Annotated in this window: 16 protein-coding genes; 9 read left to right on the plus strand and 7 right to left on the minus strand. The window is 68.5% G+C overall.

All coding sequences use genetic code 11. The features are described from left to right. Positions 1–49: 49 nt before the first annotated feature. Both ACU0BR_RS10475 and ACU0BR_RS10480 read left to right on the plus strand, forming a co-directional pair. Positions 50–796, plus strand: a complete 747-nt coding sequence (locus ACU0BR_RS10475) for a 4Fe-4S dicluster domain-containing protein (RefSeq protein WP_446156782.1) — start codon at positions 50–52, stop codon at positions 794–796. Further along, on the plus strand, positions 796–1,680 hold the full coding sequence (locus ACU0BR_RS10480; RefSeq protein ID WP_446156783.1) for a dimethyl sulfoxide reductase anchor subunit family protein: 885 nt from the start codon (positions 796–798) through the stop codon (positions 1,678–1,680). The genes ACU0BR_RS10475 and ACU0BR_RS10480 overlap by 1 nt, the downstream gene beginning before the upstream one ends. A gap of 4 nt (positions 1,681–1,684) precedes the next feature. Here ACU0BR_RS10480 and ACU0BR_RS10485 read toward each other — a convergent pair whose 3' ends face one another. Genes ACU0BR_RS10485 through ACU0BR_RS10495 form a run of 3 tightly spaced genes read right to left on the minus strand, consistent with a single transcriptional unit; the run spans position 1,685 to position 3,758 of the window. Next, on the minus strand, positions 1,685–2,470 hold the full coding sequence (locus ACU0BR_RS10485; protein WP_446156784.1) for a metal ABC transporter permease: 786 nt from the start codon (positions 2,468–2,470) through the stop codon (positions 1,685–1,687). Continuing rightward, positions 2,467–3,339 (minus strand): ATP-binding cassette domain-containing protein, encoded by an 873-nt coding sequence (locus tag ACU0BR_RS10490; RefSeq protein ID WP_446156785.1) that lies wholly within the window; start codon positions 3,337–3,339, stop codon positions 2,467–2,469. Before ACU0BR_RS10490 ends, ACU0BR_RS10485 begins: the two co-directional genes overlap by 4 nt. Next, positions 3,336–3,758: a Fur family transcriptional regulator gene (locus ACU0BR_RS10495; RefSeq protein ID WP_446156786.1), complete on the minus strand. Its 423-nt coding sequence runs from the start codon at positions 3,756–3,758 to the stop codon at positions 3,336–3,338. The genes ACU0BR_RS10490 and ACU0BR_RS10495 overlap by 4 nt, the downstream gene beginning before the upstream one ends. A 325-nt stretch (positions 3,759–4,083) precedes the next feature. Between ACU0BR_RS10495 and ACU0BR_RS10500 the strand changes: the two genes are divergently transcribed. Genes ACU0BR_RS10500 through ACU0BR_RS10510 form a run of 3 tightly spaced genes read left to right on the plus strand, consistent with a single transcriptional unit; the run spans position 4,084 to position 7,226 of the window. Then, positions 4,084–4,947, plus strand: a complete 864-nt coding sequence (locus ACU0BR_RS10500) for a zinc ABC transporter substrate-binding protein (protein WP_446156787.1) — start codon at positions 4,084–4,086, stop codon at positions 4,945–4,947. A 31-nt stretch (positions 4,948–4,978) separates the two neighbouring features. Then, positions 4,979–6,088, plus strand: coding sequence for a 2-dehydro-3-deoxygalactonokinase (locus tag ACU0BR_RS10505; protein WP_446156788.1), 1,110 nt, complete (start codon positions 4,979–4,981; stop codon positions 6,086–6,088). Beyond that, complete coding sequence (locus ACU0BR_RS10510) at positions 6,081–7,226, plus strand: aldose epimerase family protein (RefSeq protein WP_446156789.1); 1,146 nt, start codon at positions 6,081–6,083, stop codon at positions 7,224–7,226. The genes ACU0BR_RS10505 and ACU0BR_RS10510 overlap by 8 nt, the downstream gene beginning before the upstream one ends. A gap of 19 nt (positions 7,227–7,245) precedes the next feature. Here ACU0BR_RS10510 and pdxR read toward each other — a convergent pair whose 3' ends face one another. Both pdxR and ACU0BR_RS10520 read right to left on the minus strand, forming a co-directional pair. Further along, positions 7,246–8,733: a MocR-like pyridoxine biosynthesis transcription factor PdxR gene (pdxR, locus tag ACU0BR_RS10515; protein WP_446156790.1), complete on the minus strand. Its 1,488-nt coding sequence runs from the start codon at positions 8,731–8,733 to the stop codon at positions 7,246–7,248. A 230-nt stretch (positions 8,734–8,963) separates the two neighbouring features. Beyond that, positions 8,964–10,346: an aminotransferase family protein gene (locus ACU0BR_RS10520; protein ID WP_446156791.1), complete on the minus strand. Its 1,383-nt coding sequence runs from the start codon at positions 10,344–10,346 to the stop codon at positions 8,964–8,966. Between the two features lie 553 nt (positions 10,347–10,899). Between ACU0BR_RS10520 and ACU0BR_RS10525 the strand changes: the two genes are divergently transcribed. The 4 genes from ACU0BR_RS10525 (at position 10,900) to selD (ending at position 16,434) form a co-directional block, all read left to right on the plus strand. Continuing rightward, complete coding sequence (locus tag ACU0BR_RS10525; RefSeq protein ID WP_446156792.1) at positions 10,900–11,907, plus strand: taurine ABC transporter substrate-binding protein; 1,008 nt, start codon at positions 10,900–10,902, stop codon at positions 11,905–11,907. A gap of 96 nt (positions 11,908–12,003) precedes the next feature. Next, positions 12,004–12,810: an ABC transporter ATP-binding protein gene (locus ACU0BR_RS10530; RefSeq protein WP_446156793.1), complete on the plus strand. Its 807-nt coding sequence runs from the start codon at positions 12,004–12,006 to the stop codon at positions 12,808–12,810. Beyond that, positions 12,807–14,075, plus strand: a complete 1,269-nt coding sequence (locus tag ACU0BR_RS10535; RefSeq protein ID WP_446156794.1) for an ABC transporter permease subunit — start codon at positions 12,807–12,809, stop codon at positions 14,073–14,075. The genes ACU0BR_RS10530 and ACU0BR_RS10535 overlap by 4 nt, the downstream gene beginning before the upstream one ends. A 160-nt stretch (positions 14,076–14,235) precedes the next feature. Further along, positions 14,236–16,434 carry a selenide, water dikinase SelD gene (gene selD / locus ACU0BR_RS10540; RefSeq protein ID WP_446156795.1) on the plus strand — a complete coding sequence of 733 codons (2,199 nt, stop codon included), beginning with the start codon at positions 14,236–14,238 and terminating at the stop codon, positions 16,432–16,434. Here the strand turns inward: selD and mnmH are convergent. Continuing rightward, positions 16,397–17,503: a tRNA 2-selenouridine(34) synthase MnmH gene (gene mnmH / locus ACU0BR_RS10545; RefSeq protein WP_446156796.1), complete on the minus strand. Its 1,107-nt coding sequence runs from the start codon at positions 17,501–17,503 to the stop codon at positions 16,397–16,399. The genes selD and mnmH overlap by 38 nt on opposite strands. 53 nt (positions 17,504–17,556) lie before the next feature. Then, the coding region (locus tag ACU0BR_RS10550) for a lipocalin-like domain-containing protein (protein WP_446156797.1) at positions 17,557–18,353 on the minus strand (797 nt) is incomplete at its 5' end.

Here is an 18,353-nt window from a genome sequence, read left to right on the forward strand (position 1 = left end):
AGGATTTCCGCCTTCGGCGGGGATATTTTCACGACAATGAGGATCTGACGTGACGCAACTGCCGGAACGGACCGAAAAGAAGCTGGGCCTGGTCATCGATCTCGACACCTGCGTGGGGTGTCATGCTTGCGTGGTGGCCTGCAAGGGATGGAACACGCAAGGATACGGCGCGCCGCTGTCGGATCAGGATGCCTATGGCGCGGCGCCGCAGGGCAGTTTCCTGAACAGGGTGCACAGCTACGAGATCGAGCGCGAGGGCCAGTCGGCGCAGGTCGCGCATTTTCCCAAGTCCTGCCTGCATTGCGAGGACGCGCCCTGCGTCACCGTCTGCCCCACGGGCGCCAGCTACAAACGGGTCGAGGACGGTATCGTGCTGGTGAACGAGGACGCCTGCATCGGCTGCGGGCTGTGCGCCTGGGCGTGCCCCTACGGTGCGCGGGAAATGGATCGCGCGGCGGGGGTGATGAAGAAATGCACGCTCTGCGTCGACCGCATCTACAACGAAAACCTGCCCGAGGTGGACCGCGAACCCGCCTGCGTGCGCACCTGCCCCGCGGGCGCGCGTCATTTCGGCGATCTGGGCGATCCCGACAGCGACGTGTCGCGGCTGGTGGCCGATCGCGGCGGCATGGACCTGATGCCCGAGCAGGGCACGAAACCCGTCAACAAATACCTGCCGCCGCGCCCCAAGCAGGACGCGGAAGGCGATATCGACGTGCTGGCCCCCTTGCTGCGTCCGGTGGCGGAACCCAAGGGGTTTCTGGGCTGGCTCGATCGCGCGCTGGAGAAACTCTGATGCATCCCGCACCTTCCATCATCATCTTCACCACCCTGTCGGGGCTGGGCTTCGGCCTGCTGTTCTTTCTGGGACTGGGCCTGCCCGCGACCACGGGCTGGGTTGCCTTCGTGTTCTATGCGATCGCCTTCGGGCTGGCGGGGGGCGGGCTGCTGTCCTCGGCCTTTCATCTGGGCAATCCGCAGCGCGGGCTGCTGGCCTTCACGCAGTGGCGCAGCAGCTGGCTGAGCCGGGAAGCCTGGCTGTCGGTCCTGACGCTGGGGGTCATGACCATCTTTGCGGCCGGGCAGGTGTTTTGGGGTGCCTATTGGTGGCCATTGGGCCTGCTGGGCGCGGCGGGGGCGGTGGCGACCGTTTTCGCGACCTCGATGATTTATGCGCAGATGCGGACCGTGCCGCGCTGGAACCACTGGTCGACGCCGGTGCTCTATCTGGCGCATGCGCTGGCGGGCGGGGCGCTTTTGTCGGGTCATGCGCTGTCGGTGGCCCTGCTGCTGCTGGCGCTGGCGCTGGGGCAATGGCTGGGCTGGGCCGATGGCGACGCGCGCTTCGGGCGGTCGGGGTCGAGCATCGGTACCGCGACCGGGCTGGGTGGCCTGGGTCGGGTCCGGCAGTGGGAGCCGCCGCACACCGGCGGAAACTATCTGCTGGACGAGATGGTGTTCATCCTGGGCCGCAAGCACGATCGCAAGCTGCGCTGGATCGCGCTGGGGCTGGGGTATCTGCTGCCCGCGGTATTGCTGCTGCTGTTCCCGGCCACGCATGTTCTGGCCGCGCTGGCGGTGCTTTCGCATCTGGCGGGCGTCTTCGTGTCGCGCTGGCTGTTCTTTGCGCAGGCCGAGCATGTCGTCGGCCTCTATTACGACGCGCGCCGCGCGGCCTGATGGCCTATTCGGCGGGCGCTGCCAACGACAGCGCGAACAGGATCGCAGCGGCGGTCACGATGCTGGGGCCCGCGGGCGTGTCGAAGGTGAACGATCCCCAGAGCCCTGCAACCGCCGAGATGCAGCCGACCGCGACGGCCAGCACCGCCATGCGTTCGGGCGTGCGCGACAGCGGGCGCGCGGTGGCCGAGGGGATCAGCAGCATCGAGCCGATCAGCAACGCCCCCACCACCTTGATCGCCACCGTCACCACGACCGCCAGCGCCAGCGCCAGGATCAGCCGCTCGCGGCCCGGTCGCAGGCCGGAGGCCACGGCCAGATCCGCGTTCAGCGTCGCGGTCAGCAAGGCCCGCCAGCGCCACGCCAGGAGGGCGAGAACCGCCAGCGCGCCGCCCCAGATCACCCAGACATCGGACCAGCCGACCGCCAGGATGTCGCCGAATAAAAACGCCTGAAGGTCGATCCGCGGCCCCGCCAGAAACGACACCGCCACCAGCCCGACCGCCAGCGCACCATGCGACAGCACGCCGAGCGCGCTGTCCAGGCTTTGCCCGCCGCGGGCCAGTGCGACGACCGCGACCGCCATCGCCAGGGTGACGATCAGGCTTCCCAGCAGCACGGGCAGCGACAGCGCCAGCGCGAAGGCCACGCCCAGGATCGCCGCATGCGCGGTGGCGTCACCGAAATAGGCCATGCGGCGCCAGATCACGAAACAGCCCAGCGGCCCGGCCGCCAGCGCGACGCCGATCCCAGCCAGCAGCGCGCGCAGCAAGAAGGCGTCAAAGATCATTTCGCGCCCTCTTGGTGATCGGCCGCGGGCGCGTGTTCGGCGCCTTGCGACCGGCGATGCGTGCCCCCGCGTTCGTCGTCACCCTCGGGGTGGTGGTGTCCGTCGTGGCGATGGGGGTGGTCGTGGGGGTGGTCGTGGTGCCCGTCGTGGTGTCCCTCGTGGTGGTGATGATGGTCGTGTTCATGTTGATAAAGCGCCAGCGCGCCGCCGGTGCCAAGCCCGAAGAGCGCGCGGTATTCCGGCGCGTTCGACACGACCGTCGGCGTGCCTTCGCAGCAGATGTGACCGTTGAGGCAGATCACCCTGTCGGAGGCGCTCATGACCACATGCAGATCGTGGCTGACCAGCAGGACCGCGCAGCCCTGATCGCGGCGCACCTCGCCCAGCAGTTGATAGAAGGAGGCGATGCCGGGTTGATCCAGGCCTTGCGTCGGCTCATCCAGGATCAGGATGTCGGGGCACGACAGCAGCGCGCGCGCCAGCAGCACGCGCTGGAACTGCCCGCCCGAAAGCCGGGTCATCTGGCGTTGTTCAAGCCCTGCGGCGCCGACACGGTGCAGGGTGGCCGAGACGGCATCGGCGGCGGCGCGCGCGGGCAGGTCCAGAAAGCGGCGCACGGTCAGCGGCAGGTTCGGTCCCAGTTGCAGGCGCTGCGGCACATAGCCGATGCGCAGCCCCGCCCGGCGCTGGATATGCCCGCGATCGGGGGCGATGGCGCCGATCATGGCGCGCAGAAACGTCGACTTTCCCGACCCGTTGGGGCCGACCAGGGTGACGATCTCGCCCGGCTCGATGCTGAAATCGACATCCTCCAGCACCGGCTGGCGGTTGTGCGACACGCTGATGCGCTGCGCGGAAATCAGGCTCATGTCTTGGCCGCCCGGCAGTTCTGGCAGAGGCCCGTGGCCTCCAGGTTGATGCGCCCGAGTTCAAAACCCACCGCGCCCGCTGCGGCGTCGAGCGCCTGGCGGGCCGGTGTGGCAGGCGCTTCGGCCACGATGCGGCAGTCGTCGCAGATCAGGAAGGCGGGTGTGTGGTCGCGGTCGGGCATCATGCAGGCTGCAAAGGCGTTGAGCCGCCTGATACGGTGCACCAGCCCCTGCGCGACCAGATAATCCAGCGCCCGATAGGCCACCGGCGGTTGCGCGCCGTACCCATCCGCCACCAGGCGGTTCAGAATGTCGTAAGCCCCCATCGCCCGGTGTGATTCCAGCAGGATTTCGAGGACGCGTCGGCGCACCGGGGTCAGGCGCAGGCCCGCATCCGCCCGCAGTTTCGCCTGCGCCATCACCGCGTCACAGCAGGCACGATGATCGTGATCGCGAAAGGCGTTCGGCGGCTTCGATGCGGTGCCCGTCGCAGCCGCTCCCGCACGCCGATCGGCGGCGGAGCGTGGGGCGGACGGGCCGGGGCCGGAAGAGCCGGGAGCGGGGGCAGGCGGGGCGGCGGTATTGGTCGGGCGCATGGGAATTTCAGCCTTGCAGGATCTGAGGATGTAATAGTATTACATAGCGCGACAGTCAACCGATCCACCCACCGCCGCAAGGGCCGCCGCGGGCGCGCATGAGCCAGTCGCACCGCGCAGCCCCGCCGCCGAACCCGGAGCATTCGCCGTGGTCTTTTACCTCAGATACCTGCTGCCCCTCTTTCTGGCGCTGGGCGCGCTTCCGCTGCGCGCCGCGCCTTTGTCCGTCGCGACCGATATCCCGGCGGTGCATTCGCTCGTGTCGCAGATCACGCATGGCAGCGACACCTCCGTCGGGCTGCTGCTGGACAAGGGGGCCGATCCGCATGATTTTCAGCTGCGCCCCAGCGGCGCCCGCTTGCTGGGCGGCGCCGATGTGATCGTCTGGACCGGCCCCGGCCTGCTGCCGCAGCTCAAGGCGGTGATCGCGGCCAAGGACGGCACCGCCGTGGTGCTGCCGCTCTTGCGCGACGAGGCGTCGGATGTGCCGTTGGACCCGCATTCCTGGCTCGACCCCGTGGTCGCGGCCGATTGGCTGGACCGAATCGCGGCGACGCTGTCGACGGCCGATCCCGATAACGCGACGCTCTACCGCGACAATGCTCTGCGCGGGCGGGCGCAGCTGGCGGCCCTGACGACGCAGTTGCAGGATCTGCTGACGCCGATCCGCGACCGTGCGCTGCTGGTCCAGCATGACGCTTACGGGCCGTTCGCGCGTCGCTTCGGCCTGACGATTGCGGGCACGCTGACGGATGCGGCGGCGGGCGCGCCGAGCGCCGCGCATCTGGCGCAGATCCGCGCGCGGATGGCCCGGGGCGATATCGCTTGTATCCTGCGCGAGCCCACACAAAGCGATGCGCTCTCGCGGACCGTCGCCGAAGGCCACGATGTCAAGCTGGGCCTGGTCGACACCGAAGGCAACGCCCTGCCGCAAGGCCCCGACCTTTACGAGGCGCTTTTGCGCGGGATCGCGGATGCCTTCTTGAACTGTGGGGGCGCGCCGGTGCATTGACGGCCCGCAAGCGGGTGAAAGGAAAGCGGCGATGGCGGCGACGGCAGAGGTGAGCGGCATGGAATGGATCGGCGTCCTGCGCGGGCCGCGCCACCTGCGCGCCTGGGCCATCGGTCCCGAAAACCGGCTTCTGGCCGAGGCGCGCGGCGACAGCGGACCCGAGGCGGTCGATCAGACCGCCCTTGAGGCCAGGGTGCTGGCGCTGATCGCGCCGTGGCTGGGGCGCGGGACGGATGCACAGGACCAAAGCTCGGGGTCCATCCCGGTGATCTTTTGTGACGACAGCGGTCATAGTGGCGCGCCCGCCCCTGTTCCGGCATCCGTTCCGGCGCCGCCCCTCGCGGCGGGGCTTGCCCCTGTGCCGACCCGCGATGCACGGATCGAGCTGCACGCCCAGGGCGGGCTGATCCAGGCCGCGCCCGCCGACGCGATGCAGGGCGCGGCTGTTCGGATCGCGGGGTTTCTGGCGCTGAACCCGCAGTTCGACGGCGTCTTGTGCGATACGGGCACGCATACCGTCTGGGCCCATGTCAGCGCCGGAGAGGTGGTCAGTTTCCAGACTTTCATGACCGCCGAGCTGTTCGATGCGATCACCGGGCACACGGTCCTGCGCCACAGTGTATCGACCCGCGATTCCGGGGCCGCCGGGGCTGACGAGCGGCCGGGCGCGGGCGGCGGCGCGCCGGTCGGTGATGCCGCTTCCGACGCGTGCGGCGGCGCCTTCGATGACGCGATGTCGGATCTTCTGTCGCGGCCGGAACGGCTGGCGGCCGGATTGATGACACTGCGAGCGGGCAACAACGGCGGGGGCAGTAGCGACGGGGGCAGCAACGACGGGGGCAGCAACGACGGGGCCCACGATGCGGCGCGGGCGCGCCTCTGGGGCATGTTGATCGGCGCGGAACTGGCGGCGGCGCGGCCCTATTGGCTGGGCCAGCAGCTGGTGGTGATCGGACCGGAGGGCCCGCTGCCCGCGCTCTACGCGCGCGCGCTGGACATGCAGGGGGCCGGTTGCGAAGTGGTCGCGGCCGACAGGATGACCGTCGCGGGGCTTTGCGCGGCGCGGTCGGCCCTCAGGCCATCGGTGAAGGGCGCGCCGCACCCGGCGCGTCCTCCGCGCGAGGGGCGGTATGATGCCTGAGCGGCTTTCCCCGAGCCGGCCTGCCCGCGCGCGCGGCGCAGGGCCCGAGATCTTTGGTCATCTGCCCGACGGCCGCGCCGTGCACCGGATCGCGCTGACCTCGGGCAGGCTGGCCGTGCGGTGCCTTACGCTGGGCGCGGCAATTCAGGATCTGCGGCTGGAAGGCGTGGACTGGCCGCTCACGCTGGGCGCGGAGGATGTGGCGGCCTATCTTGGGCCGCTCGCCTATTTCGGGGTGCTGGTGGGGCCGGTGGCCAACCGCGTCCGCGGTGGGCGGATGCACATCGGCGGCGTCGACTGTCAGATGCCGCTGCACCCCTGGGGGGATTTCACGCTGCACAGCGGGCCCGAGGCCACGCAGGCCCGCCTGTGGCGTATCGAGGACCACGCGCAGACCGACGACAGGGCAAGCGTCACGCTGGCGCTGGATCTGCCGGACGGCGCCTGCGGCCTGCCCGGTGCGCGCATGATCCGCGCGCGCTATGCGCTGGACGGGAACCGGCTGCGCCTGACGCTGAGCGCGCAAAGCGACCGCTTGACGCCTTTCAACATGGCCAATCACAGCTACTGGAATCTGGATGGTACCGCGCGCATCGGCGGGCACAGCTTGCAGGTGCACGCGGACCGGGTGCTGGAAACCGACGCGCAGATCCTGCCCACCGGGCGCATGGTGCCGGTGGCGGGCAGCCATCTGGATCTGCGTGCGGAAACGGAATTCGACCCGGGCCCGAACGCGCGGTTCGATCATACCTACGTGCTCAATGAGGCGGCGGCGCGGGATGCGGCCGACGGCCCGGCCGGGGCTGCGGGTGGCGCTGCTGACGGCGCTGCGGACGGAAACACAGCCGGCGGCGCGCCGGATGCGCCCCTGACGCGCGCGGCGGTGCTGCGCGGGCGGCGCGGCGTCACCATGACGCTTCGCACCACGGAACCCACCTTGCAGGTGTTCGACGCGGTGAACATCGACAGCCGCCCCTTCGACGGGCTGGCCGGACCCCCCTACGGGCCCCATTGCGGTGTCGCGCTGGAGGCGCAGCGCCACCCCGACGCGGTCAACGTGCCCGAATTCCCGTCAATCCTGATCGGGCCCGACCAGACCTATCGGCAAACGACAGAATGGCAGTTCGACCGGGAATGAGCGCCCGCGGAGGGGCGCGCTACAGATCGCGCAGGGCCTCCGCGATCTGGGCGATGCCGTCGGGAATCCGCTCCGCCGGGATCGAGGAATAGGCCAGCCGGAAATAGTCATCGCCGCGCCCCGGCGTCGAGGGGGCCGCATCACCGAAGAAGGGGCGCCCCGGTTCAATCAGCACCGAACGCGGGCGCAGCCTTTGCGCCAGCAGCGCCGCGCTTTGACCCGCCGGGGTGCGCATCCAGAACGAGGAGCCGCCGAAAGCCGCCTGGGCGGAGACCTTCAGCCCGTTGGCCCGGACCGCGCGGTCCATCACCTGGCTGCGGTCGTGATACGCCAGCCGGATGCGGCGGATCAGAGCGTCGTAATGGCCGCGCGACAGGAAATAGGCGACGGTGCGCTGCACATGGCCGGGGATATGGCGCAGCACTGTGGAACGCAGGGCGCGGGCCTCTGCGATGAACTCGGCCGAGCCCACCAGATAGCCCAGCCGCAGCCCCGGAAACAGCGATTTGGAGAACGAGCCGATGTAGATCACGCGCCCGTCCTCATCCAGCGACTTCAGCGCGGGGGCGGTGGGGCGCAGGAACGACATCTCGAATTCGTAATCGTCCTCGACCACCAGGAAATCGCGTCTGCGCGCCATGTCGAGCAGCGCCCGGCGCCGGTCCAGCGGCATGGTGGCGGTGGTGGGGCACTGGTGGCTGGGCGTGGTGAAGACCACATCGGCCCCGCCCGGTGCGCGGTCCAGCAGCTGGTCGGGCGGCAGGCCGCGATCGTCGACGGGCACGGGCACGCTGGCGCAGGGCAGATGACGCAGGATGTCGCGCAGGCCGGGGTAGCAGGGATCTTCGTGCACGGCGGTGCCGCCGCGCCCCAGCAGCACCTGCGCCGCTAGCCAGAGCGCGTTTTGCGCGCCTGCGGTAATCAGGATCTCGGAGGGGGCGGCGAGGATGCCGCGGCGCGGCAGTGTGTTGCGGGCCACGAATTCGACCAGCTGCGGATCGTCGCGGCCCGCGTGATCGGCCGTCAGCGCGGTGAAATCCTTGCGCCCCAGCGCCTGCAATGCGCAGAGCCGCCAGTTCTGGTGGTCGAACAGCGCCGGGTCGGCCTGCCCGTAGACGAAGGGGTAGCGGAAACTGGACCAGTCGGCGGGCTTTTCCACCTGCGGCGTGCCCGAGAAACGCTTGCCGGTGCGCCGCGTCCAGTCGACGGTGTCGCGGCCCTGCCGTACCCCGGGGCGTTCCGGCGGGGGAGGCGCGTTATGCGATACGAAATAGCCCGACCGCCCGGCGGAGGTCAGGTAATCATCCGCCATCAGCTCATTGTAGGACAGGGTCACGGTCAGCCGCGACACCCCCAGATGCGCCGCCAGCTTGCGCGACGACGGCATCCGTTCACCGGGGCGAAACCGGCCCGACAGAATGCCCTGCGCCACCATCTGCTGGATCTGGGCCTGTAGGGTGCCCTCGAATTTCGGGTTGAGGAAGAATGTCTCCTCGGAGATTGCCATGCGCCACCGGACTGGACCTGAACGCAGACCAATCTGGACCTATCGGCCGGGAAAGTAAAGCGGCCCCGGACGCAGGGGCCGGGGCCGAAATCGGGGCCGGAATCGGGGCCGGAAGCAGGGCCGGGATCGGGGCCGGAAGCAGGGCCGGGATCGGGGCCGGAAGCAGGGCCGGGATCAGGGCTGGCCTGCGGCGCGGATATTTTCAACCAGAAGAAGCCGCGGTCGCGCAATCAGGCGAAAACGCGGGTCAGGGCCTGGTCGATGGCGTCGGTGATGCGGTCCACGTCGTCGGGGGTGCAGATCAGCGCCGGGCTGAGGCAGAGCGTGTTGTTGAACCCCGGCAGCGAGCGGTTGGTGGCGCCGATGATCACGCCTTGCTTCATGCAGTCGGCCACGACGGCCTGAACCCGCTTTTCGGCGACGGGTTCCTTGCTGGCGCGGTCGGCGACCAGTTCGGCCCCGCAGAAGAGACCCTTGCCCCGCACGTCGCCGATCACCTTGTGCTTGTCCTGAAGCGCCCGCAGGTTGTCGAGCACGCGGTCCCCCATGGCCAGCGTGTTGTCCAGCAGGTTCTCCTGCTCGATGATGCGCAGGTTCTCGAGCGCGGCGGTGGGCCCGGCGGTGCACCCGCCGAAGGTGGAGATGTCGCGGAAGTAGCTCATCGGGTCCTCGGCGTCGTCCTTGAACATCTCGAAGACCGATTCCGTGGTCACAAGGCAGGCGATCGCCGCATAGCCCGAGGCCACGCCCTTGGCCATCGTCACCAGATCGGGTTTCACCCCGTAGTTCTGATAGCCGAACCATGCGCCGGTGCGGCCCACGCCGCAGACGACCTCGTCTATATGCAGCAGGATGTCGTATTTCGCGCAGATTTCCTGCACGCGTTCCCAATAGCCCTGCGGCGCGGGAATGACGCCGCCCCCTGCGGTCACGGGTTCCAGGCAGAGGCCGCCGATGGTGTCGGGGCCCTCGCGCAGGATGACCTCCTCGATGGCGTCGGCCGCGCGCTCGCCGTAGTTGTCGACCTCGCCCCACTGGCTGCGGTATTCAAGGCAATGCGGCACCCGGACGAAGCCGGGGGTGTAGGGGCCGTATTGCGCGTTGCGCTCATCCTGGCCACCCGCCGACAGGCAGGTGATCGTCGTGCCGTGGTAGTCGCGGTCGCGGTAGAGGATCTTGTGCTTCCTGCCGCCGTGCCGCTTGTGCGCGATCTGGCGGATCATCTTGAACGCCTTCTCGTTCGCCTCGGAGCCGGAGTTGCAGTAGTAGACGCGGCTGAGGCCCGGCATCTTGTCGATCAGCTTGTGCGCGAACTGCGCCCCCGGCACCGATCCGGCGGACCCTGCGAAATAGTTCAGCTTGATCAGCTGGTCGCGCACCGCATTGGCGATGCTTTCGCGCCCGTAGCCGACGTTGACCGTCCAGACGCCGCCCGAGACGGCATCCAGATGCTCCTTGCCGTGCTGGTCCCATACCAGCATGCCCTTGCCTTCGACGATGATGCGCGGGTCCGAGGAGTCATAGGGTTTGTGCTGGGTCAGATGGTGCCAGACATGCGCCTTGTCGGAATCGACGACATTTTCGATATCGTTTGAAAGAAAGCTGGCATCCATGGCAATATCCGATCCATTTCAAGAGGGGACGTCGCGGCCGCCGGGCCCGCGAAGTCGCAGTGCGGCCGGTGTCGACGTATGCAATGACATTGCCCAAGCTTCAGGCGGTGCAGTAGGTCCAGATGTTGATCGAAGATACATCCAGTTGTGCCGCTCACGGCAGACGCATGTGTTCGGCGGAGGGCCTCTAAGTCACTGATATAGTTGTGGTGATCGGACGGCGCAGGTCGTGGCCCGGCGCTGCCGTGCCGTTGGGGCGGGCGTCCGGGCGCGGCCAAGGGGGATTGATCGGTGGGGTCAATTTCGTAGGGTTTCCGGGCATTGTCGCGGCGTCGGGCGGAAAAAAACCGTTAGATGTCTTCGATTAATCGGGGGTCGCCTTCGATTGCCGTTCCGGGCAGGATCATGTCCGGGGACAGGCCCGCCCGTCGTGCGGTGCGCCTTGCCCCGTCGGGCCATCCGGTCGGCAAGAGGCGATCTGCACCAACGGACCGTCGCCCCGGCGCGGTTCACACGAAAAGGCGAAAAGCCGTATCAACGTGGGAGAAACAGCATGAATTTCAGGAAAACACTGACCGGCGCCGCTGCGGGTCTGGCCTTGGCCGCGGGCGCGGGGGCTGCCAATGCGGCGGCGCATATGTCGGAGATCACCGTCGGCTATTTCCTTGAATGGCCGATGCCCTTCCAATACGCGAAGGTCAACGGCCTCTATGACGAGGAAATGGGCATCAAGGTGAACTGGCGCGCCTTCGACACCGGGACCGCGATGTCCGCGGCTATGGCATCGGGCGACGTGCAGCTGTCGGTCAGCCAGGGCGTGCCGCCCTTCGTGGTCGCGGCATCGGCGGGCCAGGATATCCAGATCGTCGATGTCGCCCTCACCTATTCCGAAAATGACAATTGCGTGGTGCGCAGCGCGCTGGAAATCGACAAGAATTCCGCCAAGGAGCTCGAGGGCAAGAAGGTCGGCGTGCCGATCGGCACCGCCGCGCATTACGGCTTTCTCAAGCAGATGAAACATTTCGGCGTGGACACCTCCACCATGGAAATCGTCGACATGGCACCCGCGGACAGCGCCGCGGCCCTGTCGCAGGGATCGCTCGACATGGCCTGCGGCTGGGGCGGCGCGCTGCGGCGCATGAAGCAAAGCGGCAACGTCCTGCTGAGCGGCGCGGAAAAGGAGGAGCTGGGCATTCAGGTCTTCGATGTGACGTCGGCTCCCGCCTCCTTCGCGGCGGAAAACCCCGATACGGTCGCGGCCTTCCTCAAGGTGACCGCGGACATGAACCGGAAATGGAACTCGGGCGAGATGAAGCAGGAAATGCTGAGCGCGATGGCCAAGGATTCGGGGATGGACGAGGCCGCGGCGCAGGCCACGCTGGACGGTTTCACCTTTCTGCCCATCAAGGAGCAGCTGTCCGAGAAATGGCTGGGCGGCGGCACGCAGAAGTTCCTGAAGGAAGTCGCCGATTTCTTCGTCGAAACGGGCAACATCCCATCCGCGCGAGACAGCTATGACACGGCGGTCGATACCGCGCCGCTGAAGTCGCTGGTCCAATAGTCGAAAGCGACCGCGACACGGGCGGCCCCTGCGACGGGCCGCCCGATCAGGGCTGTGACCAGCAGCCCGCAGGATCAACGCTGAAACGGGGCATTCATGTCAGGCCTATCGATACAGAATATTTCCATGCGGTTCGACCTGCCGAACGGCACGTCAGTGCAGGCGCTCGAGAACGTTTCGCTCGACATCGCCGAGGGCGAGCTGCTGAGCGTTCTCGGCCCCTCGGGGTGCGGCAAGACCACGTTGCTGAACATCGTCGCGGGCTTCATCGCGCCCACCGACGGCAAGGTGCTGCTGGGCGACAAGAGGGTCACCGGGCCGGGCGCAGAGCGCGGAATGGTGTTTCAGCAGGGCGCGCTCTTCGAGTGGATGAGCGTGCGCGAGAACGTCGCCTTCGGCCCCAACATGAAGGGCATGCCGAAATCCGAAAGCGCGGGCATCGTGGATCACCTGCTCGATGTGGTCGGGCTGCAGGATTTCAAGGAAAAGGCGGTCTATGAGCTGTCGGGCGGGATGCAGCAGCGCGTGGCGCTGGCGCGTTGCCTGGCCAACGATCCCGAAGTCATCCTGATGGACGAGCCGCTGGGCGCGCTCGATGCGCTGACGCGCGAAAAGATGCAGGGGCTCGTGCTCAAACTGTGGAAGGAGACGGGCAAGACGATCATCCTGATCACCCATTCGGTCGAAGAAGCCCTGCTGCTGGGCGAACGCCTGCTGGTGATGGCGCCGCGCCCCGGGCGCATCCACAAGGAATACAACCTGCCCTTCGCGGAACGCGGCGTGAACGCCGATCTGCGCGAAGTCAAGAAATCAGAGGGCTACGCGCAGACGAGAGAGGAAATTCTGACCATGATCTGGGACATGGAAGAGGAAATCATGGGCCGGACGGAGCCTGCGACATGACCATCGCGCTTATCTATATCACGATCTTCGTGCTGTCGTTCCTGCTCGTCAAGGCGGTCGGCCGGGGCGTTTCGGCGCGCCATGATTTCACCTCGCTCAAGACGGTCACCTTCGGCGACGAAAGCGCGGTGCGCCCCGATCGCGCGGCCAGCGTCATATCGGTTCTGGCGATCTTTCTGATCTGGGGCGCGTTCACCGGATCGAAGCTGACCCCGCTGCATGTGCCGGGTCCCTTCATCGGCGATACGTCGTTCAGCTATACCGCCGAGGATGCGACGGGCGCCACGGCGGATGCAAATGTCTACGTGCGTGTGCATCCCGTGGGCGCGGACGCCGCTCCCCCCGATATTCCCACCCCCGCCACGGGATTTGCCAAGAACGACGCGGTCACGCTGTCGGCGGGGCGCTCGGGGCTGATCCGGGTCAGCCGCAACGATCAGGGCGGCGGAAACGATGCCTTCCGCGTGATCGCCGTCAACGGCGAGCCGATCGCCCCCGGCGGCGAGGTCAAGATCAAGACCGGCACCGTGGGCATGACGCCCAAGGGCACGCTGACCTTCGCCCCCGCCAAGGGCTGGCAGATGGAAAAGATCTGGCTGCCCGCCCCCGAGGACGTCTGGAACCGGCTGATCGAGATCTCCGCCGATGGCTATCGCAACTTCACCCTGTGGGAACATCTGGGCTGGTCGCTCGGCCGGGTCATCGCGGGCTTCGCGCTGGGCTCGCTGGTGGGCATCCCGCTGGGCTATGCGATGGGGCTCAGCAACTGGTTCCGCGGCTGGTTCGACCCGATCGTCGAATTCATGCGCCCGGTCCCGCCGCTGGCGCTGATCCCGCTGGTCATCATCTGGTTCGGCATCGACGAGACGGGCAAGATCGTGCTGCTGTTCCTGGCTGCGCTGTGGATCATGACGATCGCGGCCCGCGCGGGCGTGTCGGGGGTCAACATCACCAAGATCCACGCCGCCTATTCGCTGGGGGCGTCGAAATGGCAGATCCTGCGCCATGTCATCATCCCCAATTCGCTGCCCGAGATCTTCACCGGCGCGCGGGTGGCGATGGGGGTCTGCTGGGGCACCGTGGTCGCCGCGGAACTGGTCGCCGCCGAAAAGGGCGCGGGCCAGATGATCGTCGCGGCGTCGAAATTCCAGCTGACCGACATCGTGATCATGGGCATCGTGCTGATCGGCATCATCGGCTACGGCATCGATATCCTGATGAGGATTGCCGAAAACTGGCTGGTGCCGTGGAAGGGACGTTCCTGACGGCTTCTTCTGGTCGAAAATATCCCCGCCGGAGGCATCGCACCCGTTGACCGTGCGCCTTCGGCGGCCGGAATGCTTTCCTTTGCCGCCCCGCCTGTTATCACGTCCCCCGAAAGAGACTCCGAATTTTCGAGCGACAGGACCAACCGGTGGGGCGTGCGTGCAGAACCTGATACCCGACAGCCGGGACATCGTGCTCATCGGCGGCGGCCACGCCCATGCGCTGCTGCTGCGCCGCTGGGGCATGGCACCGCTGGCGGGCGCGCGGCTGACCCTCATAGATCCCAACCCGACCGCGCCCTACACCGGGATGCTGCCCGGCTTCGTCGCCGGGCATTACGCGCGCGACGCGCTGGAAATCGATCTCGTGAGGCTGGCGCGTCACGCCGGGGCCCGCATCGTCCTGGGCGCCGCCACGGGCATTGACCGCGCGGCCCGCACGGTCAGCGTCGCGGGGCGGCCGCCGGTCGGCTATGACCTGCTGTCGATCGACATCGGCATCACCTCCGACATGCCGACACTGCCGGGGTTTGCCGACTTCGGCACCGCGGCCAAGCCGCTGGGGGCGTTCGCAGACCGATGGCGGCGCTTCCTGGCCAGTGCACAGCGCGGCGAAAGCGCGCCGCGTGTGGCCATCATCGGGGGCGGTGTCGCGGGGGCGGAACTGGCGCTTGCGATGGATCACGCGTTGCGCGCACGCCCCGACCGGGTCATCACGGTGGTCGACCGCGCCTGCGGGCTCGATCACATGTCGGCCCGCGCCGCCCGGGCGCTCCGGGCCGCGCTGGCCGAGGCCGGGATCGCGCTGCACGAGCATGTGCAGGTGCGGGCCGTCGCCCGGGACGGGCTTTCGCTGGCCGATGGCAGCTTTCTGCCGACCACGCTGGTGGTGGGGGCGGCGGGGGCGCGCCCCTACGGCTGGCTGCGCGACACGGGCCTCGATCTGACCGGGGGGTTCGTCTCGGTGGACCGGACGCTCCAGTCGTGCAACACGCCTGGCGTGTTCGCCGTGGGCGACTGCGCGCATCTTTCGCACGCGCCCCGCCCCAAGGCAGGGGTCTTCGCGGTGCGCGAGGCGCCGGTGCTCTATGACAATCTGTGCGCGCTGCTGACGGGGGGCAAGCCGCGCGCATATCACCCGCAGAAGGATTACCTCAAACTGATTTCGCTGGGGCGCAGATCGGCGCTTGCGGATCGGGCGGGGCTGGCGCTGCGGGGGCCCGTGATGTGGCGGCTCAAGGATCGCATCGACCAGAGGTTCATGCGCAGCCTGAAGGATCTGCCGCCGATGCCCGCGCCGCCGCTGCCCGCGCGCATGGTCGACGCCACCCGTCAGATCCTGCTGCACGAGGCGCCCCCCTGCGGCGGCTGCGGCGCCAAGCTGGGCGCCGGGGTGCTGGGCGCGGTGCTGGGCGCGGACTTCGACCGGGTGGCGGGCGCGCGGCGCGCGGATGTGCGGGCCGCGCCGGGCGATGATGCCGCGATCCTGCGCCACGCGAATGGCGCGCAGGTGATCAGCGTCGATCATCTGCGCGAGTTCACCCGCGATCCCTATCTGATGGCGCGCATCGCCACGATCCACGCGCTGGGCGATGTCTGGGCGATGGGGGCCGCGCCGCAGGCGGTGCTGCCCGCGCTGGTGCTGCCGCCATTGGCACCACGGTTGCAGGCCCGCACGCTGGACGAGATGATGCAGGGCATCCTCGACGCGCTGAAGGGCACCGGCGCACAGATCGTCGGCGGGCACAGCTCGGCAGGCGCCGAGATGACCGTGGGGCTGACCGTGACCGGCCTCGACCGGGGCGAGCCCAAGGGGCTGGCGGGGGCGCGGCCGGGCGATGCGCTGTTGCTGTGCAAGCCGCTGGGCAGCGGCACCCTGCTTGCCGCCGAGATGCAGCGCCGCGCCGGGGGCGCCTGGATGGCGCAGGCGTTCGAGACCATGATGCAGCCGCAGACACAGGCCGCGGCGATTCTGCGCGACGCCCGTGCGATGACCGATGTGACCGGCTTCGGGCTGGCGGGGCATCTTTTGAACATGATGCGCGCCTCGGGCACCGGCGCGCGCGTCACCCTGTCGGATGTGCCGCTTTACGAAGGGGCGCTGAGCCTTGCGCAGGCGGGGGTGCGCAGCTCGCTTTTCGGACAGAACCGACAGGCGGTGGTCTGCGACATGAGCCATCTGCCCGATACGCCCCGCGCCGACCTGCTGTTCGATCCGCAGACGGCGGGCGGGCTGCTGGCCGCGGTTCCGGGCGCCCAGGCCGACGATCTGCTGCGCGCGCTTGTCGCCGCAGGCTACCGCGCCGCGCGCATCGGGATGGTTACGACGGGTCCGCCATCGCTCGAGGTCGCGGGCTGAGGGGCAGCGCCGCCGCCGCGACCGCCAGCGCGTCTTCCAGCCCGGTCAGGCCGTCGGCCAGCCCCTGTGGGGTCAGGGCGCTGAAAGAGGCGGTGGCAACCGGCGCCGCCCCCATGCGCGAGGTCGATTTGGCATAGCGCGGATCATAGTGGCGCTGCATCAGATCATGCGCCAGTTGCTGATAGACGCCGGTGCGTGCCATCGCGCGCCAGGCGGCGATCGTTTCCTCGGATTGGAAGGGGCGCAGCCCGTCGATGGCGGCGGCAAGCCTGCCGGGATCGGCGGACAGATCGCCATAGGCGCGCGTCAGATAGGCGGCGCGGGCCGCCAGCGGGGCGGCGACGGCCACGCGCGGCGCGGCGCGCATGGCGTTCCACAGGCTGGGCGGCATGGCGATGGTGCCGATGCGGCTCGACTCGGCCTCGACGATGACGGGGCGGGCGGGGTCGAGCGGTCGCAGCGCGGCCGCCAGGGCGGTCTCGAACCCTTTCTGGCTGGGCTGGGGATCATGCGGCATGTCGCCGAAGATCGAGCCGCGATGCGCGGCCAGCCCTTCGAGGTCGACGATCTGATGGCCGCGCGCCGCCAGCAGGTGCAACAGCTCGGTCTTGGCGCTGCCGGTGTTGCCATCCAGCAGGATCAGCCGCAGCGGCAGCGGCATCTTGTGCAGATAGTCGTTCACCAACCGGCGATAGCTGCGATAGCCGCCTTCGATCAGGCCCGCGCGCCAGCCGACCTGCGACAGGATCGAGGCGAAGGACCCGGACCGCTGCCCGCCGCGCCAGCAATAGACCAGCGGGCGCCAGTCGCCTTCGCGGTCGGCCAGCGGGCCTTGCAGGTGGCGCGCGGCATTGGCCGCGACCAGCGCGGCGCCGATCTTGCGCGCCAGAAAGCGGCTTTCCTGCACGTAGATCGTGCCGACCCGCGCGCGTTCGGCATCGTCCAGCACCGGCAGGCTGATCGCGCCGGGGATGTGGTCTTCGGCGTATTCGGAGGGCGAGCGCACGTCGATGATCTGATCGAACGGCAGATCGCCCAGCCGGGACAGGTCGGTCAGGGGTATTTGCATGGCGCCCTTATAGGATGAATCGCGGCCGGGGAAAGGGCTCGTGGTCCCGCGCCCTAGCGGTATCCCGTCATTTCCAGATAGCCGGTTCCGCCCTGCGTGCCCTGAAAGCTGATCGGCCCTTCCCAATAGGGGATGCTTGTGTCCATCCATGCGTCGTCGTTGAGCGCGCGGGTGCGGATGTCGAGCCCTCTTGAGGGGACCTCGATCCGCCAGCGCAACGGCAGCTGCCGCCCCGCGACCGATCCCGTTTCCAGCGGGGTCAGCGTGATGGCGTCGGCGTCCAGCGGCGTGGGCGTGCCGCGCGCCGAAATCCAGGTGCCGGAGGTGAAGCCGGGCGCCTGCGCATCGGTGCCGCGCAGCTGGAAGACCATCAGTTTCTCGCCGCCGATCAGATGCAGCGAAAACCAGTCCCATCCGGCCTGATCCGCGCCCAGCGGCTGCGAGGACCATTCGCGGTCGAGCCAGGCGCGGCCCGTCACCTCGACCGGCCCGTCGGCCATCCCCTCGGGCAGATCGAGCGTGCCGGTGACCTCATAGAAAGGCTGCGAATAATAATAGCTGGCCTGACCGGCGCTGGATTTGACCGAATAGCCCTGTCGGCCCTGCGCCACCAGCGGTCCCGCGGCGTCCAGTTTCAGACGATAGGCGAAATCCGCGCCGCCGGCGGTGGCGGTGATCCGCGCGGGGCTGATGCCTGCGATCTGCCAGTCGTCGATCCAGGCGGTAAAGGGCTCCGCCGTCACGCCGGCCACCCCGGTGCCGCCACGGGCGCGCTTTTCGGCCACCAGATGCCGACTGTCGGTGGTCAGCGCCGCGTGCCCCATCCAGATCTGCGGCGCGGTCCAGCCCG

The sequence above is a fragment of the Brevirhabdus sp. genome, assembly GCF_052826345.1.

Bases quoted from the DNA above. Each gene is read 5' to 3' on its own strand.
- ACU0BR_RS10510 (WP_446156789.1), top strand. From the start codon at position 6,081: ATGCCTGAGCGGCTTTCCCCGAGCCGGCCTGCCCGCGCGCGCGGCGCA.
- ACU0BR_RS10530 (WP_446156793.1), top strand. From the start codon at position 12,004: ATGTCAGGCCTATCGATACAGAATATTTCCATGCGGTTCGACCTGCCG.
- ACU0BR_RS10480 (WP_446156783.1), top strand. From the start codon at position 796: ATGCATCCCGCACCTTCCATCATCATCTTCACCACCCTGTCGGGGCTG.
- pdxR (WP_446156790.1), bottom strand. From the start codon at position 8,733: ATGGCAATCTCCGAGGAGACATTCTTCCTCAACCCGAAATTCGAGGGC.
- ACU0BR_RS10525 (WP_446156792.1), top strand. From the start codon at position 10,900: ATGAATTTCAGGAAAACACTGACCGGCGCCGCTGCGGGTCTGGCCTTG.
- mnmH (WP_446156796.1), bottom strand. From the start codon at position 17,503: ATGCAAATACCCCTGACCGACCTGTCCCGGCTGGGCGATCTGCCGTTC.
- ACU0BR_RS10520 (WP_446156791.1), bottom strand. From the start codon at position 10,346: ATGGATGCCAGCTTTCTTTCAAACGATATCGAAAATGTCGTCGATTCC.
- ACU0BR_RS10535 (WP_446156794.1), top strand. From the start codon at position 12,807: ATGACCATCGCGCTTATCTATATCACGATCTTCGTGCTGTCGTTCCTG.
- ACU0BR_RS10505 (WP_446156788.1), top strand. From the start codon at position 4,979: ATGGCGGCGACGGCAGAGGTGAGCGGCATGGAATGGATCGGCGTCCTG.
- ACU0BR_RS10490 (WP_446156785.1), bottom strand. From the start codon at position 3,339: ATGAGCCTGATTTCCGCGCAGCGCATCAGCGTGTCGCACAACCGCCAG.
- ACU0BR_RS10495 (WP_446156786.1), bottom strand. From the start codon at position 3,758: ATGGCGCAGGCGAAACTGCGGGCGGATGCGGGCCTGCGCCTGACCCCG.
- ACU0BR_RS10485 (WP_446156784.1), bottom strand. From the start codon at position 2,470: ATGATCTTTGACGCCTTCTTGCTGCGCGCGCTGCTGGCTGGGATCGGC.